This window comes from Bifidobacterium myosotis (genome assembly GCF_002259745.1).
GTDB lineage: Bacteria > Actinomycetota > Actinomycetes > Actinomycetales > Bifidobacteriaceae > Bifidobacterium > Bifidobacterium myosotis.
In genome coordinates, this window is sequence record NZ_MWWW01000008.1 from 166,250 (window position 1) to 189,616 (window position 23,367).

General features: G+C 62.9%; 19 protein-coding genes. 7 read left to right on the forward strand and 12 right to left on the reverse strand.

Annotated elements, in window-relative coordinates:
• Positions 1-120: 120 nt before the first annotated feature.
• The 4 genes from BMYO_RS04805 to BMYO_RS04815 all read right to left on the reverse strand — a co-directional run bounded on the left by BMYO_RS04805 (position 121) and on the right by BMYO_RS04815 (position 2,045).
• Positions 121-1,329, reverse strand: a complete 1,209-nt coding sequence (locus BMYO_RS04805) for a DmpA family aminopeptidase (RefSeq protein ID WP_094667379.1) — start codon at positions 1,327-1,329, stop codon at positions 121-123.
• 158 nt (positions 1,330-1,487) lie between these two features.
• Positions 1,488-1,658 carry a type II toxin-antitoxin system PemK/MazF family toxin gene (locus BMYO_RS12320; protein WP_267889616.1) on the reverse strand — a complete coding sequence of 57 codons (171 nt, stop codon included), beginning with the start codon at positions 1,656-1,658 and terminating at the stop codon, positions 1,488-1,490.
• On the reverse strand, positions 1,607-1,813 hold the full coding sequence (locus BMYO_RS12325) for a type II toxin-antitoxin system PemK/MazF family toxin (protein ID WP_267889617.1): 207 nt from the start codon (positions 1,811-1,813) through the stop codon (positions 1,607-1,609). Before BMYO_RS12325 ends, BMYO_RS12320 begins: the two co-directional genes overlap by 52 nt.
• On the reverse strand, positions 1,800-2,045 hold the full coding sequence (locus tag BMYO_RS04815) for a type II toxin-antitoxin system RelB/DinJ family antitoxin (protein WP_094667380.1): 246 nt from the start codon (positions 2,043-2,045) through the stop codon (positions 1,800-1,802). Before BMYO_RS04815 ends, BMYO_RS12325 begins: the two co-directional genes overlap by 14 nt.
• A gap of 564 nt (positions 2,046-2,609) precedes the next feature.
• On the opposite strand from BMYO_RS04815, the gene BMYO_RS04820 reads away from it, so the two are divergent.
• The 4 genes from BMYO_RS04820 (at position 2,610) to phnX (ending at position 8,928) form a co-directional block, all read left to right on the forward strand.
• Positions 2,610-3,410 (forward strand): ABC transporter ATP-binding protein, encoded by an 801-nt coding sequence (locus BMYO_RS04820; RefSeq protein ID WP_094667381.1) that lies wholly within the window; start codon positions 2,610-2,612, stop codon positions 3,408-3,410.
• A gap of 3 nt (positions 3,411-3,413) precedes the next feature.
• Entirely contained in the window at positions 3,414-6,281 is a 2,868-nt protein-coding gene (locus BMYO_RS11850) for an extracellular solute-binding protein (protein WP_211276827.1), read from the forward strand.
• Between the two features lie 352 nt (positions 6,282-6,633).
• A complete protein-coding gene (locus BMYO_RS04835; RefSeq protein ID WP_094667382.1) occupies positions 6,634-7,842 on the forward strand; it encodes a 2-aminoethylphosphonate--pyruvate transaminase in 1,209 nt (402 codons plus the stop codon).
• Positions 7,843-8,145: 303 nt separating this feature from the next.
• Complete coding sequence (gene phnX, locus BMYO_RS04840) at positions 8,146-8,928, forward strand: phosphonoacetaldehyde hydrolase (protein ID WP_094667383.1); 783 nt, start codon at positions 8,146-8,148, stop codon at positions 8,926-8,928.
• A 453-nt stretch (positions 8,929-9,381) separates the two neighbouring features.
• Here phnX and BMYO_RS04845 read toward each other — a convergent pair whose 3' ends face one another.
• From BMYO_RS04845 to alr, 6 genes are all read right to left on the reverse strand, one after another.
• Complete coding sequence (locus BMYO_RS04845; protein ID WP_094667409.1) at positions 9,382-11,052, reverse strand: aminotransferase-like domain-containing protein; 1,671 nt, start codon at positions 11,050-11,052, stop codon at positions 9,382-9,384.
• 480 nt (positions 11,053-11,532) lie between these two features.
• Positions 11,533-12,171: a pyridoxal 5'-phosphate synthase glutaminase subunit PdxT gene (pdxT, locus tag BMYO_RS04850; RefSeq protein ID WP_094667384.1), complete on the reverse strand. Its 639-nt coding sequence runs from the start codon at positions 12,169-12,171 to the stop codon at positions 11,533-11,535.
• A 298-nt stretch (positions 12,172-12,469) separates the two neighbouring features.
• The gene (pdxS, locus tag BMYO_RS04855) at positions 12,470-13,345 is read right to left on the reverse strand and encodes a pyridoxal 5'-phosphate synthase lyase subunit PdxS (RefSeq protein ID WP_094667385.1); all 876 of its coding nucleotides are present in this window, start codon (positions 13,343-13,345) and stop codon (positions 12,470-12,472) included.
• A gap of 282 nt (positions 13,346-13,627) precedes the next feature.
• Entirely contained in the window at positions 13,628-15,748 is a 2,121-nt protein-coding gene (dnaG, locus tag BMYO_RS04860) for a DNA primase (protein WP_094667386.1), read from the reverse strand.
• Between the two features lie 243 nt (positions 15,749-15,991).
• Complete coding sequence (locus BMYO_RS04865; protein ID WP_094667387.1) at positions 15,992-17,278, reverse strand: deoxyguanosinetriphosphate triphosphohydrolase; 1,287 nt, start codon at positions 17,276-17,278, stop codon at positions 15,992-15,994.
• 168 nt (positions 17,279-17,446) lie between these two features.
• Positions 17,447-18,805: an alanine racemase gene (alr, locus tag BMYO_RS04870; protein ID WP_094667388.1), complete on the reverse strand. Its 1,359-nt coding sequence runs from the start codon at positions 18,803-18,805 to the stop codon at positions 17,447-17,449.
• 260 nt (positions 18,806-19,065) lie between these two features.
• Between alr and BMYO_RS04875 the strand changes: the two genes are divergently transcribed.
• Positions 19,066-20,535, forward strand: a complete 1,470-nt coding sequence (locus BMYO_RS04875; protein ID WP_094667389.1) for an APC family permease — start codon at positions 19,066-19,068, stop codon at positions 20,533-20,535.
• Between the two features lie 554 nt (positions 20,536-21,089).
• Here BMYO_RS04875 and BMYO_RS04880 read toward each other — a convergent pair.
• Both BMYO_RS04880 and BMYO_RS04885 read right to left on the reverse strand, forming a co-directional pair.
• The gene (locus BMYO_RS04880; protein ID WP_094667390.1) at positions 21,090-21,638 is read right to left on the reverse strand and encodes an N-acetyltransferase; all 549 of its coding nucleotides are present in this window, start codon (positions 21,636-21,638) and stop codon (positions 21,090-21,092) included.
• 221 nt (positions 21,639-21,859) lie between these two features.
• A complete protein-coding gene (locus tag BMYO_RS04885) occupies positions 21,860-22,381 on the reverse strand; it encodes an S-ribosylhomocysteine lyase (protein WP_094667391.1) in 522 nt (173 codons plus the stop codon).
• A 114-nt stretch (positions 22,382-22,495) separates the two neighbouring features.
• On the opposite strand from BMYO_RS04885, the gene BMYO_RS04890 reads away from it, so the two are divergent.
• On the forward strand, positions 22,496-22,954 hold the full coding sequence (locus tag BMYO_RS04890) for a hypothetical protein (RefSeq protein WP_094667392.1): 459 nt from the start codon (positions 22,496-22,498) through the stop codon (positions 22,952-22,954).
• A 21-nt stretch (positions 22,955-22,975) separates the two neighbouring features.
• Positions 22,976-23,367: transposase family protein (locus BMYO_RS12570; RefSeq protein WP_169834047.1), on the forward strand; the 392-nt coding region annotated here is incomplete at its 3' end.

Here is a 23,367-nt window from a genome sequence, read left to right on the forward strand (position 1 = left end):
CGCGCCGCACATTCGTTGACGAATTCACTACCCCTCAGACCCGATTCGCAGGCCATCTCCGCTGGACGGGAAGCCGGAAATACTATCAACGAATTGCTGCGCGTTGCTGAAGCGAGACCGCTAGCTGATGGATTCGAGCAGGATTCCGGCGTGGGACGCCGCGTCACGCAGGGACCATGTGGTGCGGCCGTCACGGCCAACGACGCTATGCGCGTGCCACAAGGAGCTCACGATGGCCTCCTCGCTGGCCGACGCAACCGCGCGGAAGCAGGCGTCCATCGCGTTGTCGCTCAGCCGCTCGACTCGGTCGATCATCGGCAACGCCCCACCCTTTTCGCTGCTGTTCACCTCGCCGGCATGCGCCTCGCCTGCCCAGTGCGGGATGCGGTTCGCGGTGCTGAACGCCACGATGATCTCGCCGCTGCCGTTGCCGATGTACCCGCCGCATCGGGCGATGCCCACGGTGACGCGCTTGGCCATGCGCTTGAGCTGCCGGGAATCGACAGGCAAGTCGGTGGCAATGACGGCCACGATGCTGCCCTTATCCGGAGTATCCGCCGCACGGGTCACATCCGCTGCGCGGGTCACATCCGGCATACCAGTCATATCCGGCGCATCACCAACCGACGTCTCTCCTGGCACGTCCTCCGGCAATCCCACGCGGGCCAGTTCGCGGCCTACCGCGCGTCCGCCGATGCGCAGACAGGCCAGAGAGCCGAAGTTCGTCAGCACCAGCACGCCGACCGTGAAATCCCTGCCGTCGAACGTGAGCACGCGCGACGCCGACCCGATGCCGCCCTTGAGCCCGAAGCAGGTCATGCCCGCCCCCGCGCCGACCGCGCCTTCGGCGAAGTCACCGGCTGCGGCGTCGATGGCTTCCATCCCGTGGTCCGCAGTCACCGCCATGGCGCGGATCGTGTTGATCGGCCCGTCGTTGCATTCCATGACCACCGGGTTCACGGTGCCGGTCTCGACGCCGATTTCAGTGTGACGATCCAGCGAATACCGTACGAGCGCGTCGAAGCAGGCGCCGCAGGAAAGCGTGTTGGTCATGAGAATCGGCGTCTCAAGGCTGCCGAGTTCCTCGACCTGCACCAGTCCCATCGACTTGCCGAATCCGTTGGATACATATGCGGCGGCCGGCAGCTTGTCCGTGAAGCAGTCGCCGGGCGGCACGATCGCGGTCACGCCGGTGTGCAGCGGGCCGGCTGGCGAATCCCCCTCCAACGTCACATGTCCCACACGCACGCCGGGCACATCGGTGATGAGGTTGCGCGGCCCCTTCGCGCAGGCGCACAGCTCGTCGTTCAGTTCAATGCTCAAACCCATAGGCGCCATGATGCCCGCCCCATGTTGCCGGGTTTGTTACGAGTCCGCATGGTGTCCGGCCGTGCGGCTGCGCACGTCTGCGCATGCCACGACCGCCGTGTCGTCCTCCGCGTCGTGTCCTCCGCGCGATCCTGTCACGACGATGTGCCGATACGGCGCTACGACAGTCCCAGCACCACCGCCAGCTGACGGCTGATCTCATCCATGGAGGCACCATCCACGACGCCAACCCGATATCCGAGCAGATTGCGGTCCACGGTGACGATTTTGTCCGTCATCACATAGCTGGTCTTGTTGAGACCGTTTTCCGCATTCGGTTCAAGCCGCACCCTCGTCTTGTGATATCGGATGAATCATACGAGGTCAGCAGACAGGTAATCACGGAATCGAACCTATCGACGGCATCGTTCTGCACGATGACGACCGGTCTCGGTTTGCTTGCATACCCGTCCGCCTGAAGCGTCCAGATCTCACCGCGTCTCATCGGACATCCTCAGCGCAAGGCGGCTTGCGTAATCCGTGGCCTCGCGCTCGGACGTGAACGGTTCGGCCTCCTCACGCGGCACACGCACCGCATAGGGAAACCCCCGGTAATCGTTGAACGCGCTGATGAACATACGCAGCGCATCCGCCGGGGTGATGCCGAGACGCTTGGTCGTCTCCCGAAAGAGCATGGCCTGATCATCGTCGACACGAGTGGCAATCTGTACACTCATGTTATCCTCCTAACACTATTTGTTACCATTTTATATCAAAATGCACGCGAATCAATCGCCGACGCTATGACTTAGCGACGCAGTCCCGCGTCCCACCGACACAACCGCGGCCGACGACCCCGAACGAAGACCCCGCGCCCCATCCCCGGGCCCAGCTTTGACCCGGCCCAAGGCACTACGACCGGGCCCGGCGCCGGCTACGCGACCTCCCCCGAAAAATACGTAGCGCAATCAATCAAAAAACAGTGACCTTCCCCACATTCCCGTCATAACCTCACCACCCGATTCGCGGCAGCTACGCAAACTACGTCGCCGATTCGTAATTTCACTCGCTATTCAATTTTCTTTCTCCCAACTTTCTCCAATGTAAGACTCAGGCAACGCGCCCCTGACCGACCATAGAGGTAACGGCATGAGGTTCAGCCGCGATAACTCAACATCGATAACTGAACACAACTGAACACCGATCCCGGTGCCGGCAACGCACCAACAGCAACGCAACAACGGCACCACCACAAACGGGCCGCCCCACGGGCCGCCCAAGAGAAGGCAAGTTGAAGAAATATGCTCGAACTGAAGAACATCACCAAATCATTCGGTGACACTCATGTCCTGAACGGCATCACCATCACGCTCGACGAGGGCCAGATCATGTCCATCCTCGGCCCTTCCGGCGGCGGCAAGACCACGCTGCTCAACATCATCCTCGGCATCACCGATGCCACCAGCGGCCAGCTGCTGTACAACGGCGAGGACCTGACCCATGTGCCGATGGAGAAGCGCGGCTTCAACATCGTGTTCCAGGACTACGCGCTGTTCCCGAACCTCACCGCATATCAGAACATCACCTACGGCCTGCGCAACAACCCGGGCATCTCCTCCGAAGCCGAAATCAAGGAGCTCATCAGCCTGCTTGGCCTTGAGGAACACCTCAACAAGCACATCGACGAGCTGTCCGGCGGCCAGAAGCAGCGTGTGGCCCTGGCCCGCACGCTCGTGATGAAACCGAAGCTGCTGCTGCTCGACGAGCCGCTATCCGCCCTCGACGGCGTGATCAAGGAGTCCATCAAGGCCAAGATCAAGCAGATCGTGGACCAGTACAAGCTCACCACCATCATGGTCACCCATGATCCGGAGGAGGCCTGCACGATGAGCGACAAGGTGCTCATCATCAACCACGGCAAGGTCGCGCAGTTCGACACCCCGGAGAACATCATCGAGCACCCGGCGTCCGACTTCGTCAAGAAGTTCATCCTCCACCAGCTCGAAGTCAAGCGCAACAACATCTACACCCTGTTCAACGAGGGCGATGCCGACGCCGCCAAGGCCAACGCCCAGCTGGCCGCCACCGCGCAGGAGGCCTGAGCGATGTCGGTCGAATCCATCCAGGCAGGCAACCAACTGCCCAACATCCGCCCCGAGATTCACAATTACGAATCTCGGCCGTCCAAGCCCAAGCAGACCGAACTGTGGACGCTGCTGATCATCGTGGCGGTATGCTTCATCGGCTTCCTCGTACTGCCGATGATCCTCGTGATCATCCGTTCGTTCACCACCCCGGGCGGCGCCGCCACCCTCGAGAACTACACGACGATCCTGTCGCGCCCCGAGTTCGCACGCTCGATCACCAACTCGCTGACCGTGGCCTCGGTCTCCGCGCTGGTGGCCGTGGTCCTCGCGTTCCTGCTGAGCTACACCATCAACTGCACGAACGTGCCGGCCGGCTTCAAGAAGGCCGTGGCCCTGCTCGCGCAGCTGCCGATGCTGCTGCCGACCATCACCTACGGCTTCGCCATCATCTACTCGTTCGGCAAGAACGGTCTGATCACGCAGCTCATCGGCCACCCGCTGTTCGACATCTACGGCTTCAACGGCCTGCTCATCGGCTACGTGATCTACACGCTGCCCACCTGCTTCCTGCTGATCAACAACAGCTTCCAGTTCGTGGACAAGAAGTTCATCATCGTCTCCCACATCATGGGCGACAAGCCGCTCACCACGTTCCTCAACACCGTGCTGCGCCCGCTCATCGGCACGATGGCCGTGGCCTTCATCCAGTCGTTCTTCCTAGCGTTCACCGACTACGGCATCCCGACCTCGGTGGGCGGCGAATACGACGTGCTGGCCATGACCCTGTTCAACCAGATGCTCGGTTCCATCCCGAACTTCAACCGTGGTGCCGTGATCGCCGTGTTCATGCTCATCCCCTCGATCATCTCGATCATCCTGATGACCGTGCTCGAGCGCTTCGCTATCCGCTACAAGCAGATCAGCCAGGTTGACCTGCCCAAGGGCAAGAAGCGCGACTGGATCTGCGGCATCCTCTCCACGGTGACGCTGGTGTGCGTGCTCTCCGTGTTCCTGGTGATCCTGCTCATCCCGTTCGTTCAGGAATGGCCCGACCACCTCGGCTTCACCTTCAGCCACATCGCCAACCTGTTCACCGACTCCCAGCTGACGCAGGTGTTCACCAACTCGCTGTACGTGGCCGTGATGACCGCCATCTTCGGATGCCTGTTCGTCTACGCCGCCGGTCTGGTGACCTCCCGCTCCAAGCTGCCCGCATGGGCCCGCCGTTCGGTGGACGCGATCTCCGCGATCATCAACACCGTGCCTGGCATGGTGCTCGGTATCGCCTTCCTGTTCATGTTCTCCGGCTCGCCGCTGCAGAACACGTTCTGGATTCTGATCATCGCGAACATCATCCACTACTTCGCCACCCCGTACCAGATGATCAAGGACTCCCTGACCAAGATGAACGCGGGTTGGGAGACCACCGCCAAGCTCATGGGCGACAACTGGATCAAAACTCTGGTGCGCGTGGTCACGCCGAACGCGTGGCCCACACTGCTGCAGATCTTCGGCTACTACTTCGTCAACGCCATGGTGACGATCTCCGCCGTGGTCTTCCTGACCGGTGCCCGCACCCAGGTGATCACCACCAAGATCTCCGCCCTGCAACATATCGCCAAGTTCGACGACGTGTTCGTGCTCTCACTGCTCATCCTCGTGGTGAACCTCGTGGTCAAGGGCCTGATCGCCCTCGCCACCCGCGACCGCTCCAAGGAGCGCGCCAAGGAGGCCAAGAAGGCCCGCGCTGCCGTGAAGACCCCGCAGGTGGCCGCCGCGGCCGCCGCCGTACGTCCGAGCAGCCAGCTGACCGCAGCCGCGGCCGCCTTCCAGCTGCCGAACGACAACGGACGCCACACCCGCAACATGATCACAAGCGCGGTCTCGGCCGTGGTCGTGGTGCTGCTCGTGGCCTTCGGCGCCTTCTCGACCGGCGCCGCCGCGAACGGCGGCAAGGTGGTCATCTACACCAACGCCGACGAGGAGGCCGTCACCGCCTTCGAGAACGCGCTGGATAACAACGGTTACAAGGACCAGTACATCATCCAGGAGTTCGGCACCTCCGAGCTCGGTGGCAAGATGCTGGCCGAAGGCAAGGCGCTTGAGGCCGACATGCTCACCATGAGCTCCTACTACGTGGACTCCGCGCAGGAGCGCAACCACATGTTCGCCGACCTGACCGATGTGCACTCCAAGCTGCTCGGCACCACGGAGAACTCGAAGGCCCCGGCCTACCGCTCCCCGACCACCGCCCAGGAGGGCGCCATCATCATCAACACCGAGGCCCTGAAGGCCGCGGGCGTCGAGGCGCCGAAGAGTTACGCCGATCTGGCCAAGCCCGAGTACAAGGGCCTGATCTCCGTGCCAGACATGGAGGGCTCCTCCACCGGCTGGCTGATGGTCCAGGCCATCGTCGATGCCTATGGCACCGGCGACAAGGGCAAGCAGATTCTGACGGACATCTACCGCAACGCCGGCCCCCACCTTGAGCAGTCCGGCTCCGGCCCGCTCAAGGCCGTGCGCGCCAAGGAGGTGGCGATCGGCTTCGGCCTGCGTCACCAGGCGGTCGCGGACAAGAAGAAGGGTCTGCCAATCGATTACGTCGATCCGACCGAGGGCAACTACTCGCTGACCGAGTCGGTGGCCGTGCTCGATAAGGGCGCGAACACCAACCCGAAGGCGCAGAAGATGGCCGGCGTCATCATCGACAAGGGCCGCCAGGAGCTGCTGCAGACCTACCCGACCCCGCTGTACGAGGGCGAAGAGGCACCGTCGAACGCCTCCAAGCGTTCGAAGTCCTTCCCCAAGCCCCTGACCGTGGACCTGCTCCAGCAGCATCAGGACTTCTCGTCCGAGTGCAAGCGCATCGCACAAAACGAGGAATAAGCGAACAGTCCAGTGGACTGTCCATAGCCGAGCCCCAAGTGAGGCGATAGCCGAACGAGGGCAGAAACACAGGCTCGCCGCGAGGCGAGACCCACAAACCGGAGAGCGTGATGAACAGTCCACCATGACTGTTCATCACCAGTCCCGGACTTGACGCCCTCCCACATCCCATATAACCCACCCCCTAATCCACAGGCGTGTTGCCTGTAGTTAATTACAGGCAACACGCCGTTCTTATCACACAGACTACGTAGAAGATTACAGAAATTACATCCGCGACTAGAGTCGGCAACCGAATACGGCATACGACGCGAATCGCGGAACTGAACAGATGAACAGAAAGGAACCCATCATGGCGAACGAATACAAGCTGCTGACCCCCGGCCCGCTGACCACCACCCGCACCGTCAAGGAGGAGATGCTCTTCGACCACTGCACCTGGGACGAGGACTACCAGCAGATCACGCAGAAGATCCGTCGCCAGCTGCTTGAGCTGGCCCACTGCAACGCCGACGACTACACCGTCGTGCTCATGCAGGGTTCCGGCACCTTCGGCGTCGAGAGCGTGCTGACCTCCGTGATCGGCAAGGACGAGAAGGTGCTGCTGTGCACCAACGGCGCGTACGGCGACCGCCAGGTCAAGATCTGCGAGCACGCGGGCATCGCCTATACGCAATACGCCGAGCCGTACGACCGCATCCCGAGCGCCGAGCGCGTGGCCGAGTACCTGGACGCCGACCCGTCCATCACCCACGTCTCGATGATCCACTCCGAGACCACCTCCGGCCTGCTCAACGACATCCAGGCGGTTGCGGCCGTGGCCAAGAAGCACGGCTGCACCTTCATGGTGGACGCCATGAGCTCCTTCGGCGGCGTGGACATCCCGGTCGCGGACTGGGGCATCGACTTCCTCGTCTCCTCCGCCAACAAGTGCATCCAGGGCGTGCCCGGCTTCAGCTTCATCATCTGCAACAAGGCCAAGCTCGAGGCTTCCAAGGGCAAGGCCCGCTCGCTCTCCCTCGACCTGTGGGACCAGTGGAACACCCTCGAGAAGGCCAACGGCAAGTGGCGCTACACCTCCCCCACCCATGTGGTGCTCGCCTTCTCCAAGGCGCTTGACGAGATGTTCGCCGAAGGCGGCATCCCGGCCCGTTCCGCCCGTTACGCCCTGAACAACCACCTGCTCATCGCCCGCATGAAGGCGCTCGGCTTCCGCGTGTTCCTCGCGGACCACCAGGGCCCGATCATCACCACGTTCCTCTACCCGGAAGGCACCCAGTTCGACTTCCACGACATGTACGAGTTCATCAAGGAACGCGGCTACGCCATCTACCCGGGCAAGCTCACCGACGAGGAAACCTTCCGTCTCGGCAACATCGGCGAGATCTACACCGACGACATCGAGAAGGTCACCGAGCTGCTGGCCCTGTACATGGGCGAGCGCGGCCTGCTTGCCCCTGCAACCGGCCTTGATTCCGTGCCGGCCGCCATCGCCGCCATGGACGCCGCCGGCGCGCCGATTCTTGCAGCCGCCCCCGCCGGCGTCAAGCTCGTCGCCTGAGCTCCGCCGTTTTGGTGGTGGGGCGCGTGCTTCCCGACACACTCGACACACTCAAAGCCGTTTGGCCTCGCTCCGGCGCGTGCTCACAAGGCTTAGCACACGCCTGCGCTGCTTACAGTCGGGAAACACTCACCACACCACCAAAAACCTCCCTTAGCACATATTTACAGCAATACGGATGATGGGGCGTTCAGCATGTGTTGCTCGACCGTAGGCTCGACCGTAGGCTTGGCCGAACGGCCTTGAGCATGTCGAGCAACACATGCCGAAACTCCCCCGATACAACCCAATGAAGGAACCATCATGACCAACCGTTTTGAAGCCGTCATCTTCGACTGGGCCGGCACCACCGTGGACTACGGATGCTTTGCCCCGGTGCGCGCCTTCCAGGAGGCGTTCAAGGAGTTCGGCATTGAACCCACCATGGATGAGACCCGCAAGCCGATGGGCATGCTCAAGCATGACCATATCAACACCATGCTGCACATGAACCGCATCGCCCGCGCATGGGAGGACGCCCACGGCGCAGCCCCCACCGACGCGGACGTGGACGCCGTCTACAGCCACTTCGAGCCCAAACTGCTCTCGATCCTGGACGGTTTCGCCGACCCGAAGCCGTGCGTGATTGACGCCGTGGCCGCCCTGCGCGCGATGGATCTCAAGATCGGCTCCACCACCGGCTACACCGATAAGATGATGGAGATCGTGGTGCCGAAGGCCGCCGAAAACGGCTACGCGCCGGACTTCTGGATCAGCCCGGACGGCACGAACGGCTTTGGCCGCCCCTACCCGTACATGGTGTTCAGGAACCTTGAGAAGCTCGGCGTCACCGACGTGCGCAAGGCCGTCAAGGTGGGTGACACCCTCTCCGACATCCGCGAGGGCAAGAACGCCGGCGTGTTCACGGTGGGCGTCACCGAAGGCAGCTCCCAGATGGCGCTGTCCGAGGCCGAGTTCAACGCCCTGTCCGAGGGAGACAAGGCCGCCGCCCGTTCGGCCGCCCGTGACGCGTTCGTCAACGCCGGAGCCGACGCCGTCATCGACACGATGGCGGAGCTGCCGACGCTCCTCGCCCAAATCGCCTGATTCCGTTGGATTCGCCGGTTTCGGTCGATTCCGTCGCACTTACCGGACTCGGCGAATCCGACGGGAATCGGTTTCCGGTGGCCTGTGCCGTAACTCTGTTGATGAATCTGTTGATGAATTGTCGGCCACTATCCAGCAATCGAAATGCTCCAGCGTTACATTGTCGCGAAAAATCAACGGGTTTCGCGACAAAGGCTCACTGAGCGCCGCTGAGTGTTACATTGTCGCGAAACACCCCCATATCTCGCGACAATGTAACGCTGAGGAACTGTCAGTGAGCCATTGTCGCGAAACACCGGCTATCTTCGCGACAATGTAACGCCAACGGCGTCACTTTCCACCGGCTTCCCAGCCGCACCTTCACCCGGCAGCCTCGCAACCACGGTTGCGGCAGCCTTCCGAAGGCGCAGATGTTCAAGACAGCCGCACCAATCAACGCGATGGTGCCCACCGTCACCGCACCGCTTCGCCGATGATGTCGCAGATGATACGGACACCGCGGTCGATATCGGAGGCGGATGGACGCACGAAGTTGAGGCGGAGGTGGGAATCGTCCATCTCATCGACGTCGAAAACGCTTCCCGGCATGAAGGTGACGCCACGCGCGCGGCACGCGGCGAGCACGTCCAGCGAGCGCACGCCCTCCGGCATCGATACCCAGATGTAGTAGCCGCCTTCCGGCGTGGTCCAGCGCATCCCCGCAGGCGCATACTCTTTCAGCGCTGCAATGGCCGTGTCACGACGATGCCGATACGAAACGGTCAGTGTGCGGATGTGTTCGGCGATGCGCCCCTCTTTGAGCAGCTCCAGACAGATGCGCTGCGAGGAGGTGCTCGTGTGCTGATCCACCATCCGCCGCAATGCCGCAAGTCGGCCGATCACATGCGGGTCGGCCACGATCCAGCCCGTACGCAGGCCGGAGGTCACGGTCTTCGAGAATGTGGACAGATACATCACGTATCCTTCGTTCTCCATGCCGGCCAGCGGCACTGGCCTGTGTCGCGACAGCTTCTGTTCCTGCGCGGACTCGTGCACGCTCGCCTGCACGCGGCCCGGCGCGGATGCGAATCCCGGCATGTCGCCCGACTCGGGTTTCCGCGCCGGTCCGTACCACAGTTCGCCGTAGGCATCATCCTCGACGATGAGGCACTGGTATCGCCGGGCCACGTCGATAAGCCGGCGACGACGGTCGAGCGGCATGGTGGTGCCGGTGGGGTTCTGGAAGGTGGGCACGGTGTAGATGAGTTTCGGCCGGAACCGCGCGCAATACCCCTCAAGCAGGTCGGCGCGCATGCCATGTTCGTCCATGGGCACGCCGACGATACGCGCGTCCGCCGAACGGAACGTCTGCAGGGCCGGGAAGAACGTGGACTGTTCGACCAGCACGCAGTCCCCAGGATTGACGAACGCGCGCACGATGAGATCGATGCCCTGTTCGGAGCCGGAAAGCACCATCACATTGCGCACATCGCAGCGCACGCCACGGGTTTGCATATGATGGGCGAGCAGTTCGCGCAGTTCATCGAATCCTTCGATGGGTGACTCGGGCTGGCCATCGAATTCGTGTGAGGAGAACGCTTCAAGGCTGACCGCGCGCAGCAGGTCATCGGGAATGTCGGCGGGATTGGGAGAGCCGGTGGCGAAGTCGATCGTCGTGTCGCCGCGCTGGGCGCGTTCGGCGGAGGCGATGTCGTGATAGGTGAACCGATTGGAATAGTCGCTGAACAGCACGGACCACGGTGGTCGGACGATGGTCGGCTCGGGTGCGTCCGATGGGCAATGCTGCTGGCGCAGCGTATGGAGTTCAGTATGCCGGACCTCCGACGGCGACGTCGGCGTATCGCTTCGCGCCGGCGCCACAGCCGGTTTTACGGGTAATACTGGTAATACTGGTAATACGAAGGTGCCTTTGCCGACCTTGGAGGCGATGAGCCCTTCATCCTTCAACTGCTGATAGGCCTGGAGCACCGTGGTCCGATTGACCTCGAGCTGACCGGCCAGTTCGCGCTCGGGTGGCAGCCGGTAGCCTTCGGCGAGCGCTCCGGAGACGATTCGTTCACGCAACTCGGCGGCCAGCTGCCGATACAACGGCACGCTGCTGTGCCGATTCAACCGTAGCTGCATGTTCACCGCCTTTCCTCGCGTCGAATGCCGCATATTGCAGGGCGCATCCACAGCTCGGATGTTTTCCGTATCACGCTTCCCATACGCCTGCACATTGCAGGACGTATCGGTTTCCACGTACAGCATATCGGCACCCCGCATATGCGCGCCGCGACCCCAATGCAACGCACCGTGCTGTCTGTCACGCCCATCACCCCACGGCGTAGGAACTTTCCCACCATGTAGGGATTTCCCCATGGTGTAGGGAGCCGTTTTTCAGGAATGGCGGTTTTCCGCCGTTTTTCATCCCTACACCGTGGGAGTTTCCCTACATGGTGGGAAAGTCCCTACATCATGGGGCAATCCCTACACACGTGGGGCCTTCACGGGGACTCATGACTTATGGGCAGCCACAGGTTCGCAAGACGCGATGGACCGCACGGAGGGCCGTAGGCGTCCATTCACAGCGACAAGGCACCCGTTATAGCGATAGGACATCCGCTAGAGCGACAGGAACAGCTCGTGCAGACGCGTGTCGTCCGTAAGTTCGGGGTGGAACGCGGTGGCGAGGATGTTGCCCTGCCGCAGGGCGACCGCATGGCTGTCCACCTCGGTCTTCGCCACAGCAGCATCCCCCACCGACACCACATACGGTCCGCGGATGAACACCAGCGGGAAGTCCGCGATGTAGTCCGCATCGCCGGGCTTGCCGAAGTCGGCGGTGGCGGCGAAGCTGCCCAGCTGACGACCGTAGGCGTTGCGGCGCACCACGGCGTCGAGTGCACCGAAGTATACGTTCGCATCGTTGTCGAGCTTCTTGGCGAGCAGAATCATGCCGGCGCAGGTGCCGAACACCGGCTTGCCGGCCTTGATGTGCGCGTCGATCTTCTCGAACAGGCCCGTGGAGCGCAACAGCTTGCCCTGCGTGGTGGATTCGCCACCAGGCAGAATCACGCGATCGATGGATTCGTCGAAGTCCTCAGCGGCGCGCAGCAGCTTCCACTGGGCCCCAAGCTTGTCCAGCACGGCCGCATGCTCGGCGAAGGCGCCCTGCACGGCGAGGATGCCGGTCACGCCATGCTTGGCGGATTCGACACCGTCCGATTCCTCTTTGGAAATGTATTCAACAGCTACAACCATGGTTACCTCTTTTGCGAGTCTCCCCTCAGTCAGCAGAGCTGACAGCTCCCCTCGGCGAGGGGAGCCGGAAATGGGATTGTCCGCCTGTTCTGCCGCATCGTATTAGCTCCCCTCCGCGAGGGGAGCCGGAAAGGGAAGACCATCGTCATCTCTTTGCACGATGCTCTCTTCGATTGGCGGAATCATCGGCTTCGGCGGCCTCACCAGCCAAGGGAGACCGGCCTGAGCGGAGAAGCGCGCTGACCGGATAATCGGCGGCCTCACTGACTAAGTTCCGCCAAGGGAAGCACAAGAACCGTCACTCGCCGCGGGCGGCCATGATGGTCTGGATCTCGTCCTCGTTGATGCCGACCATGGCCTCGCCGAGGTTTTCGGACAGCTTGGCGAGCAGGTCGGCGTCCTGCCAGTTGGCGGTGGCCTTGACGATGGCGGCGGCGCGCTTGGCCGGGTCGCCGGACTTGAAGATGCCGGAGCCCACAAACACGCCTTCGGCACCGAGCTCCATCATCAGCGCGGCGTCGGCCGGGGTGGCCACACCGCCGGCGGCGAAGTTCACCACGGGCAGACGGCCGTTGTCGTGGACGTACTTGGCCAGGTCGTACGGCACGGCGAGCTGCTTGGCGGCCTCGTAGACCTCGTCGTCACGCAGGGAGACGAGCTCGTGGATCTGCTTGTTCATCGTGCGCATGTGCCGCACGGCCTGGATCACGTCGCCGGTGCCGGGCTCGCCCTTGGTGCGGATCATGGCCGCGCCCTCTGCGATGCGGCGCAGGGCCTCGCCCAGGTTCTTCGCACCGCACACGAACGGCACATCGAACTGGTTCTTGTCGATGTGGTATACGTCGTCCGCCGGGGACAGTACTTCGGATTCGTCGATGTAATCGATCTCGATGGCCTGCAGGATGCGGGCCTCGGCGATGTGGCCGATGCGGACCTTGGCCATGACCGGGATGGAGACGGCCTCCTGGATGCCCTTGATCATGGCGGGGTCGCTCATGCGGGAGACGCCGCCGGCCGCACGGATGTCGGCGGGGATGCGCTCGAGCGCCATCACGGCGCAGGCGCCGGCGTCCTGGGCGATCTTGGCCTGTTCGGGCGTGGTCACATCCATGATCACGCCGCCCTTGAGCATCTGGGCCAGATTCCGGTTGAGTTCCGCACGATTCTGCGTCATTGTTCGTCCCCTTGTGTTCGATGTTGAGCGGTTATCGACCCGCCCATTATCAAACACGCACACGGAATGCAACCAAACCAGTCCAATTTGGATGGGGCCAATTCGATGTTTTCCGACCCGACCAATCCGGCTGGCGGTCGTCATGGGCTGCGAATCGGCCTTCTCTGCCAGTATTTCACACCGTACGGTCGTTGTTGACTACCCCTCGGACCCGCTTCGCAGTCCAGCTCCCCTATCAAAGGGAGCCAGAAAAACGCCATGTACGAACCTCCGTGCGGGACGCTAGCCGACGGTGTTGCCGTAGACCTGGGCTTGGAGGTCCTTGCGGGCGGTCTCCATGCGGGCGATGCGGCCGAGCAGCGCGATTTTCTCCTCGCCGTCCGGCAACTGGGCCATGCGACGTCGGGCAAGACCGATTTGACGCATGAAGCCCATATCCACCAATCTGGTCAGCAGTTCGGAGGCATAGCGCTGCTCCTCCTTGGTGGGCTGGCGCAGCTGCACGGCCGCGGCACCCCCAGCAGCGGCACCCGCTGCACCGCCTCCGGCCGCGTTCTGCTGCGCCACCTGAGCCCCCGTGCCCTTGTCATCCCCGGGCAGCGGCAACGGCATGACGGCCAGCTCGTTGATGACCTGATTGAGCATGGGCCCGCCGGCCTTGGTGAGATTGTGCATCCACAGGCCCTGCGGGGTGTCGTCCGGAGGCAATCCGCCGGCCGCCACGATGGCCTGGAAGAGCGTGCGGAACACCGGAGTCATGAAATGGTCGAGCGTGAGCTGGCCGAACATGGCGCGGTCGATGGCGCGCGGCACCTGAATTAGCGTGGCCATGAACTGCTGTTCGGCGATGAACACGGCGTCGTCGATCTTGAAATACGTCTGCTCCGAGGCATCATGCCGTTCCAACGCCTTGCGCGCGGCCGGATTCGCATACGGGTTGGAGCCCGGCTCCTGATACGGCTCCTCCTCACGCTGGAACCGCCGACGCGGAGCATAGGCGTCCTCGTCACGCACATGCAACCGGTTGCGCGCCGCAAGCACCTCACGCCGCATCACCTCAAGGTCCACGCCGATGCGGCCGGCGGCCTTGCGCGCATAGGCGTCCCACAGCGATCGGTCGCGAATCTGCGCCACCAGCGGCGCCACCGCCTTCATCGCCCCCACCTGCCCGGGCGTGTAGGTCAGGTCGAAGCGGCCGATGGCGGCGTCGATCACGAAATCATAGAGCGGCTTGGCATTGGCAATCAGCGAGCGCACCGCCTCGTTGCCGCGTTCGATCCTCAGATCGCACGGGTCGAGATTGTCGTCCGCCACGGCCACGAATGTCTGGGAGAGGAACGCGGAATCCAGCCCGAAGGCGTGCAGCGCGGCCTTCTGCCCGGCGGCGTCGCCATCGAACGTGAACACGATACGCGAACTCAGCGGCTGGTCCTTGACCTTCAGCGGTCCGATGAGCTGCACGGCGCCCAACGAATCGTCGGCGATGAGCCGGCGCACGATCTTGGCATGTTCGGCGCCGAACGCCGTGCCGCAGGTGGCGATGGCCGTGTCGATGCCGGCCAGATGCATGGCCATCACATCGGTGTATCCCTCGACGATCACCGCCTGCCGCTTCTTGACGATGGCGGATTTGGCCAGATCGATGCCGTACAGCACCTGGGTTTTCCGGTAGAGCTGGGTGTCCGGCGTGTTGATGTATTTGGCGGCGATCTGGTCGTCCTCATACAGCTTGCGCGCACCGAAGCCGAGCGTGCGACCGGTCGAATCGCGAATGGGCCAGGTCACGCGTCCACGGAAATAGTCGTAGATGCCCCGCTGGCCCTGACGGGCGAGGCCGGCGTCCAGCATCTCCTTCTGCGTGAAGCCCTTCGAGGCCAAGTGGCGCACGAGATTGTCCCAACCCTGCGGCGCGTAGCCGCAGCCGAACCGCTCGCAATCGGCCTGGGAGAAGTTGCGGCCGCCGAGCAGCTTGCGTGCCGCCAGCGCCTCCTTGGTGAGAATCTGGGACACGAAGAACCGCTGGGCCTCCTCGCATGCCTCGAGCAACCGGGTCCGCTTGGAACCGCCCCCTTCGGGACGCCCCTCCCCCGTGCCGGAGTTCTCGTAATGCAGCTCGATGTGGTATCGGTCGGCGAGCAGCTCCACGGCCTCACGGAAGTCGATGTTCTCGACCTGCTCGACGTATTTGAACACGTCGCCGCCCAGACCGCAGCCGAAGCAGTGCCATACGCCGAGGGAGGGGCGCACGTTGAAGCTGCCGGTCTTCTCGTCGTGGAACGGGCACAGCCCCACGAACGTGCCGGTGCCGGAAGGCTTGAGCGTCACGGTCGCGGACACGATGTCGTACAGGTCCGCCGCGGCGCGAACCTTTTCGATGTCTTCCTTCTTAATCATCCCGACCATAGGTCACAAGAGTACCGCCAGAGCCGGGACACGGTAAAATTTTACCGAAAGCGACGGCGGAAAGCCGTTTTCACCGCAGGATGGCACTGTCTAGTAATCCGTCTCACTAATAATTGAGCACTGCATCTCCTGTCTCTCCCCAGTCAGCTCACTGACAGCCCCCTCGTCAGAGGGGCCAACACCACTCAGACAATTACGAGATAGACCACTACCACCACACAGCAGATGGTCACCAACCCCAAATCAGCACAGAATCGAATGCAGCGCCAAGGCCGACCCGTCCGTCAGCGAGGCCACCTGATCGATGGCCACACGCAGTCGCTCGTCGTCGTTGGTCGATTCGTCCCAGTCGTCCAGGAACTGGTCCTCCAAGGCATCCGACGGGCGCGGAGAATCGGCCATAAGCACGTCGATCAGGTCCTCGACGATCTTGAGCTCCTCCTGATGGAACGGCTCGCGTTCGCGCGGCGCCATCACGAAATACACGGCGATGCCCTTCAACGCCACGATCTCGTAATTCGTCTCCTCGGGAATCACGATGTTTGCGGAATACCGGGTCAGCGGGCCGGGACCGTAGGTGTCGCGGGTGGCGGTTTCCACGGACCAGCAGAACCGTCCGATCAGGTCGGAGGTGATGTTCTTGAGTTCCGCGAGCGCTCGGCGTGACCCGTTGAAATGTGAGGGGAACAGCTGTTCGCGACGCAACCGGCGATAGGCGGCGAGCAGTTTGTCCGGGTCCCATTTCGCGCCGTACCATGCCCGGGTGGCCTCGACGATGCGGTCCATCATCCGGGGGTCGGTGAGCACGATCGGATCGAACGCGCCGGTGGCGATGGAGTCCTCCACGTCGTGCACGGAGTAGGCGATGTCGTCCGAGAGGTCCATGATCTGGCATTCCATCGGCTTGGTGGCCGCGGGGGCGTTGATCTTGAGCCACCGGAACACGGGTTCGTCATCCGGGTAGACGCAGAATTTCTTGGAGCGTTCGCCCTTGGGATGCTGGTCCGCCTCGGCCAGCGTCCACGGGTATTTGACGGCCGCGTCAAGCGCCGCGCGGGTGAGGTTCACGCCAGCCGAACGACCGTCGGGGTGGAAGATCTTGGGTTCGAGACGGGTCAGGATGCGCATGGTCTGCGCATTGCCCTCGAAGCCGCCGATATTGCGGGCGATGTTCGCAAGCGCCCGCTCGCCGTTGTGTCCGAACGGCGGATGGCCCAGATCGTGGGCGAGACAGGCGCAGTCCACCACGTCCGGGTCGCAGCCGAGCATCGCGCCAATCTGCCGGCCGATCTGGGCGACCTCCAGCGTATGCGTGAGCCGGGTACGGGCGAAATCATCGGTGCCGGCCACCAGAATCTGACTTTTCGCGCCGAGCCTGCGCAGGGCCGAGGAATGGATGAGACGGGCCCGGTCGCGCTCGAAGGCGGTACGGGATTTGGATTTGGGCGGTTCGGGGGCCCAGCGTTCCTCATCGAAGGCGTCGTAGCCCTCGTCGCTCAGCACCGGTTCCCCATCCCGCGTCGTCTCCATGGCTCCAGCATAGGGCAACCCCGGCGATAAGGCTGCCGCACCGTACGATTACACGCCGACGCAACCTGCACCACTACATGCGGATGTTCCCCAGCGCCCGTCCCCGCACCAAACCTCAGCAAACTTCGCCGCGCCTCAGCCCCGTACCGCACCGCCACGCGCCGCACGCTACAGCAGCGACGCCGGGTCGAGCTTGGCGAGGTCGGCTGCGGGCAGCACCTCGGTGGCGTGCTCGTACAGGCGCGGGATGCGGTTCCTCAGGCAGGTGAAGACCTCGTAGCTGATGGTGTCGGCGGCGCGGGCCCAATCGTCGGCGGTCGGCTCGGCGTACTCCTCGCCGCGGCCCGGGCCGAACAGCTCGACCGTATCGCCCTCGTGCACGCCGAGCTCGGCGGCCGAACCGTGCAGGTCCACGATGAACTGGTCCATGCACACACGGCCGCACACACGGTAGAGCCGCGGACCGGCGGCGGTCATGATACGCACCGGACCGCCGGGCTTCTCGACATGCTTGGCACCCTCCATGTCGAAACCGGAGGCGGAGCGGTGGATGCCATCCGCATAGCCGAGCGGCACGATGGCGGTGGAGGTGTTGTCCGGCGTCAGATACGTGCGGCCGTATGAGATGCCGTGCCCGGCCTCGACGTCCTTGACCGTGCCGAGCTGGGCCTGCAGGCGCATGGCCGGCGTCAGATGCCAGTCGCGCGGGGTGCCCATGGCCGGATCGGGCTCGTAGCCGTACAGGCCGATGCCGGGACGCGTGAGCTCGAAATGGATCTCCGGACGGTCCAGCGTGGCCGCGGTGTTGGCCAGATGGCGGATCTGCGGCGGAAGGCCGGCTGCCTCCATGCGACGGGTGAAGTCCTTGAACGCCTCGATCTGCCGGTCGGTGGAGGCCACGAACTCCGGCACGTCCGGCGAATCGGCCACGGCCAGATGGCTCCACTGGCCGATCACCTGAATCACGCCTTCATGCGCGAGCGGCACCAGTTTGGCGAGCGCCGCGTCGAATCCCGCAGGGGTGAAGCCGTTGCGGCCGAAGCCGGAATCGACCTTCACATGCACGCGGGCGGGCTTGCCGAGCCGGCGGGCCGCCTCCGCCACCGCATCAATGCCGGGCAGGGAGCCGACGGACACGTCGATATCAGCTGAGATGAGTTCGTCGAACGGCACTTCGGTGCCGTTGTAGACCCAGGTGAGAATGTGGCAACGATCAGGGCCGATGCCGAGTTTGCGCAGCAGCAGCGCCTCGTGCGATTGCGCGGTGCCGAGCCAGGTGGCGCCGCCGGCGAGCGCGGCGAGGGCGGCGGGCAGCAGTCCATGGCCGTAGGCGTCCGCCTTGACCACGCCCATGACCGCGGTGCCGGAGTCCGGCCCGCCCACCACGGAGACCAGATGGGCCATGTTGTCCCGCATGGCCTTGAGGTCCACGATGGCCTGTGCAGGGTATTGACGGCGGGCGGCCGCGTAGTTGGCCCTGCCCTGCTCGGACGAGAATGCGATTTCTGGTGCTGCGTTCATGCTCATGAGTCCCTATTGTTGCGCGGGAATGTGACGTGCGTCCATAACCGCCGGAAGAGGGCCGAAAAGTAACGCAAAAGTTACACAGGGATGTCCTTGATTCTGGGACGGGACGCGCATTGTCCCCGCCATCGGCGTACACTGTGCGGACTATACGGTCCTCCGCATACTGATGCGAACCGTTCTGATTCCCGGCGTTGAGGCGTGCCGGGATCCCGGAAATCCGTCCGGTTCAGCCCCATAACCCAAGTTCATGAGAGAAGAACATGGATCTCTTCCGTAAGAAAAGCGTGGATCAGCTGGTATCTGAATCCACTCCGCTGAAACGAACCATGCACACGTTCGATCTGACGATGCTCGGCATCGGCGCGATCATCGGCACCGGTATCTTCGTGCTCACCGGCAAGGGCGCGCTGACCGCCGGCCCGGCATTGTCCGTCTCCTTCCTGCTTGCCGCCATCTGCTGTGGTTTCGCCGGCCTGTGCTACGCCGAATTCGCTTCGATGGCCCCGGTCTCCGGTTCGGCCTACTCCTACGCCTATCTGGCGTTCGGCGAACTCATCGCCTTTATCATCGGCTGGGATTTGATTCTGGAGTACGCCCTGCAGGCGGCCACCGTGTCCGCCGGATGGTCGGGCTATTTCAACAAGCTGCTTGAGGGCTTCGGCCTGCATCTGCCGGTCGAGCTCACGGCCGCGTACGGCACCACGCCGGGCGTGACCACGTACTTCAACCTGCCCGGTTTCGTGATCGTGCTGCTCATCACCTGGGTGCTGTCCATCGGCATCAACCAGACCAAGCGCACCAACGACATCATGGTGATGATCAAGCTCATCATCATCGTGCTGTTCATCGTGTGCACCGTGTGGTTCGTGAACCCGGAGAACTGGCACCCGTTCTCCCCGTACGGCATCTACACCTTCCAGCCCGGCTCCACCCAGCCGTACGGCATCGTGCCGGCCGCCTCGATCGTGTTCTTCAGCTTCATCGGCTTCGACGCCGTGTCGTCCTCGGCCGAGGAGACCGTGAACCCGAACAAGACGCTGCCGCGCGGCATCCTGCTTTCGCTGGCTATCTCCACCGTGCTGTACATCGTGATGACGCTCATCATGACCGGCGTGGTGCCGTACCAGGAGTTCGCCAAGTTCATCGACGCCCCGGTGGCCGGCGTGATTCTGGCGACCGGCCTCAACTGGCTCGCGGTGATCGTCAACCTCGGCGCCCTGATCGGCATGACCACGGTGATGCTCGTGCAGCTCTACGGCCAGTCCCGCATCTGCTACGCGATGAGCCGCGACGGCCTGTTCCCGGAGTTCTTCGGCCATGTGCACGAGAAGTACCGCACGCCGTTCAAGGGTACGTGGTTCTTCGGTATCCTGACCGCGGTCGCCGGCGGCTTCATCAACATCAACGTGCTGTTCGAGCTGGTGAACATCGGCACCCTGACCGCGTTCATCATCGTCTCCGCAGGCATCCTGTGGATGCGCAAGACGCAGCCGGACGCGCACCGCGGCTTCAAGGCCCCGCTCGTGCCGTTCACGCCGATCATCTCCATCGTGTTCTGCTTCGTGCTCATCGCAGGCCTCAACTGGGAGACCTGGGTGCGGTTCGCGGTGTGGTTCGGTCTCGGCCTAATCGTCTACTTCGCCTACAGCCGCAAGCGCTCCAAGCTTGGTGGCGCGGCCGGCGCGAAGGCCGTCGAGGCCAAGGTCACGGCCACGACGGACAAGGCCTGACACCGATTCGGGGAACAGCTCCCGGCACATCGTCCTGATAGGGGTTTCTCATGTTGATTCATGAGAAACCCCTTTTTGTTTGGACTGCCGCAATGCACTGATCATTGTTGGAATGGATTCGTTCATATTGTGAGATTCTGCGGAAGAATCGTGCCACGAATTCGACATTCAGGCCTTTCCGGCAAATGGGGACAACCAACCGAGCAGGATGACACCCACCAGTTTGAAGCCCGCAGCGGAGAAACGGCTGAATTTCAACGTTTCTGAGATTCAGCCTGTCGGGACAATTCTTGTTTGGAACCTTCAAAAAACGGATGGGGACAAACCTTCTTGCCACCATCCGACAATATCGATGAATTTCAGAAATGGGGACAACGAAATTTGCCCCCAATCATTAAGAAACCGGTTTCAGCATGTAGCGGGACACACAGAGAGAGCGGGACACGACCCGCGCCGTACACCGCGGCGCCACCGATTCCTCACATAGAGGAAGTCCGCTATCACTCACTCAGCATCTCTGTATAAACGCAAATCCCTCCTGCGACAGACGCGCCTCACCACTCGTGGCGCTGGTAGGCGATCCGCGTGGTATCGGTCGGACGGTCCAGCAGCTGGATGAGGCCGCATCGGGCGAAACCGGAGCTTTCCAGCACATGCTGCATGATTTTGTTGTTGGGATGGGTGTCGGCGCGCACATTGCCGTAATGCTTCAGCGCCCAGCGGATGCAGTCGCGGGCGGCATGCCTGACCAGTCCGGAGGCCGCGATGCGGTGGATGGTCACGTAACTGTCGTTGTCCAGCCAGGCGCCGTCGATTCTGGCGTAGGTCGGGTCCTCGCCCGGGCACAGCGCGAACTGGGCGAGGATGCGCTCGCGGCCGCCCACCTCGTCCACCAACAGCATGGCACGCTGGTTGGCGATGTCGTCAAGAATCACGGATTCGCGCGGGAACGCGGTACCCCACTGGGTGGGGTTGCCGCTGGCCGCCATCAGCGTGCGGGCATGGGCGTAGATCTTCTGCATCTGCGCGAAATCACGCATCGTGGCGTGACGGAACCGGCGCGCCGCCTTATCCACCGTGTTCGACTGAATCGACTGAGTCATGCCCTACCTCTCCGATACGCAGGTTGACGACATGATAACCGACAACCAACCGACGGTAAACCTACCATGCCGCGGGCACAAGAAACCCCTCTCGCGTTGCATGCCGGACATGCGCCACGAGAGGGGTTTGAGAGCTGGGGCGTCGTTCCCGGGAATCGATGCTGCGTCCGACGCGGGAATCAACACCACAGGAATCAATGCCACAGGAATCAATGCCGCGGTCAGACGACCTTGCGCTCGAACGGGTCGGAGCTGATGCCCTCCTCGAGAATCTGCTTGGCCCATTCCTTGGCGGTGAACAGGCTGTGGTCGCGGTAGTTGCCGCAGCTCTTCTCGGTGGTGGCGGGCACGTCGTCCCATGTGGCCTTATAAGCGATGAACTCCAGCGACTCCTTGAGCGCGCGCGCCACGTCCTCGGTGGAGTGCTCGCCCCAGGTGAGCAGGTGGAATCCGGTGCGGCAGCCGAACGGCGAGCAGTCGATGTAGCCCGGGATGCGTTCGCGTAGCAGCACGGCGATGGTGTGCTCGATGGTGTGCAGACCACCGGTGGGGATGGCCTGCTTATTCGGCTGCGTCAGGCGCAGGTCGTAATTGGAGATCACGTCGCCGTGCGGGCCCTTCTCGGTGTCGATGTAGCGCACGTACGGCGCCTTGACCTTGGTGTGATCGAGCTGGAAGCTTTCGACCACGGGCTTCTCGGTGGTTTGCGCGGTCGGCTGCGCGGCGGTCGTCTCGTCTGCCATGTCCATTCCCTTTCTACGTGGGTCACTGCATACATCAGCCCATCGTAGTCATGATGGAAGGGTTCTGGCGGCCAGCGGTCATAGGAATCATTTATACGGAGTGCATACGGCAGCATGGCCGAATATGAGCTGCCGATGAGGAACCATCTGCTGATCAGGGATTGGAGGATGTTCGAACTGTACGCCGGTATGGATCTGCGCGACTGCGGCGGCACGGTCATGGCGGATTCGGTTGGGGAATACTGCGTCGATGGCGAGTACCGCCGGGCCACTTACAACGAGGATACGTACAGTCTGGACCCGCCCGCCGGCGTGGATGACAGTCAGTCGCCGACCGGCACCACCTTCCGCATGAAGGACTTTCTGGTGTACTTCCCGGTCGGCGCCGATGTGCAATCGGTTGAACCGCAGAACCAAACGGCTGCAGCGTCCAATCATCCTGATTGGTTATTTTCGAGCCTTCGCCAGTTTGTGTGGTGGGGTGTTGGGCCTCGGCGTCTTCGCCGGGGCTTTTTCGTGTGTGGGTGTGAGAGGGGCGTTCTCCTGTATGGTTTGTTTCCGCCAAGAAAGTAGAACCGGAACAAGGGAACGCCTGTGCCAACCATATCAGCCGGCGCGCTCAAGCGCATGCTCAGCCTGCCCTCCAACATCGTGGTCCGCAAGCCCCGCATCGGGGAGGATCCACATGGCGGCACCGTGGTAACGGTGCCGGTGCGCCCGTACGCGAACGACATGGACCGGTGCGCGAAGTGCGGCAGGCACGGCCGTCCGTACGACTGGCTGGGCACGCGACGCTGGCGTCACCTCGACCTCGGGTGCGCCAGGCTCCTGCTGGAGTACGCGCCGCCGCGCGTCGCGTGCCGCGAGCACGGGGTGACGGTCGCGATGGTGCCGTGGGCGCGCAGGAAGAGCGCGTACACACGCGACTTCGAGCAGCAGGTCGCCTGGTTGAGCGTGCACGCGCCCAGAAGCGCCGTGTCGGCGCT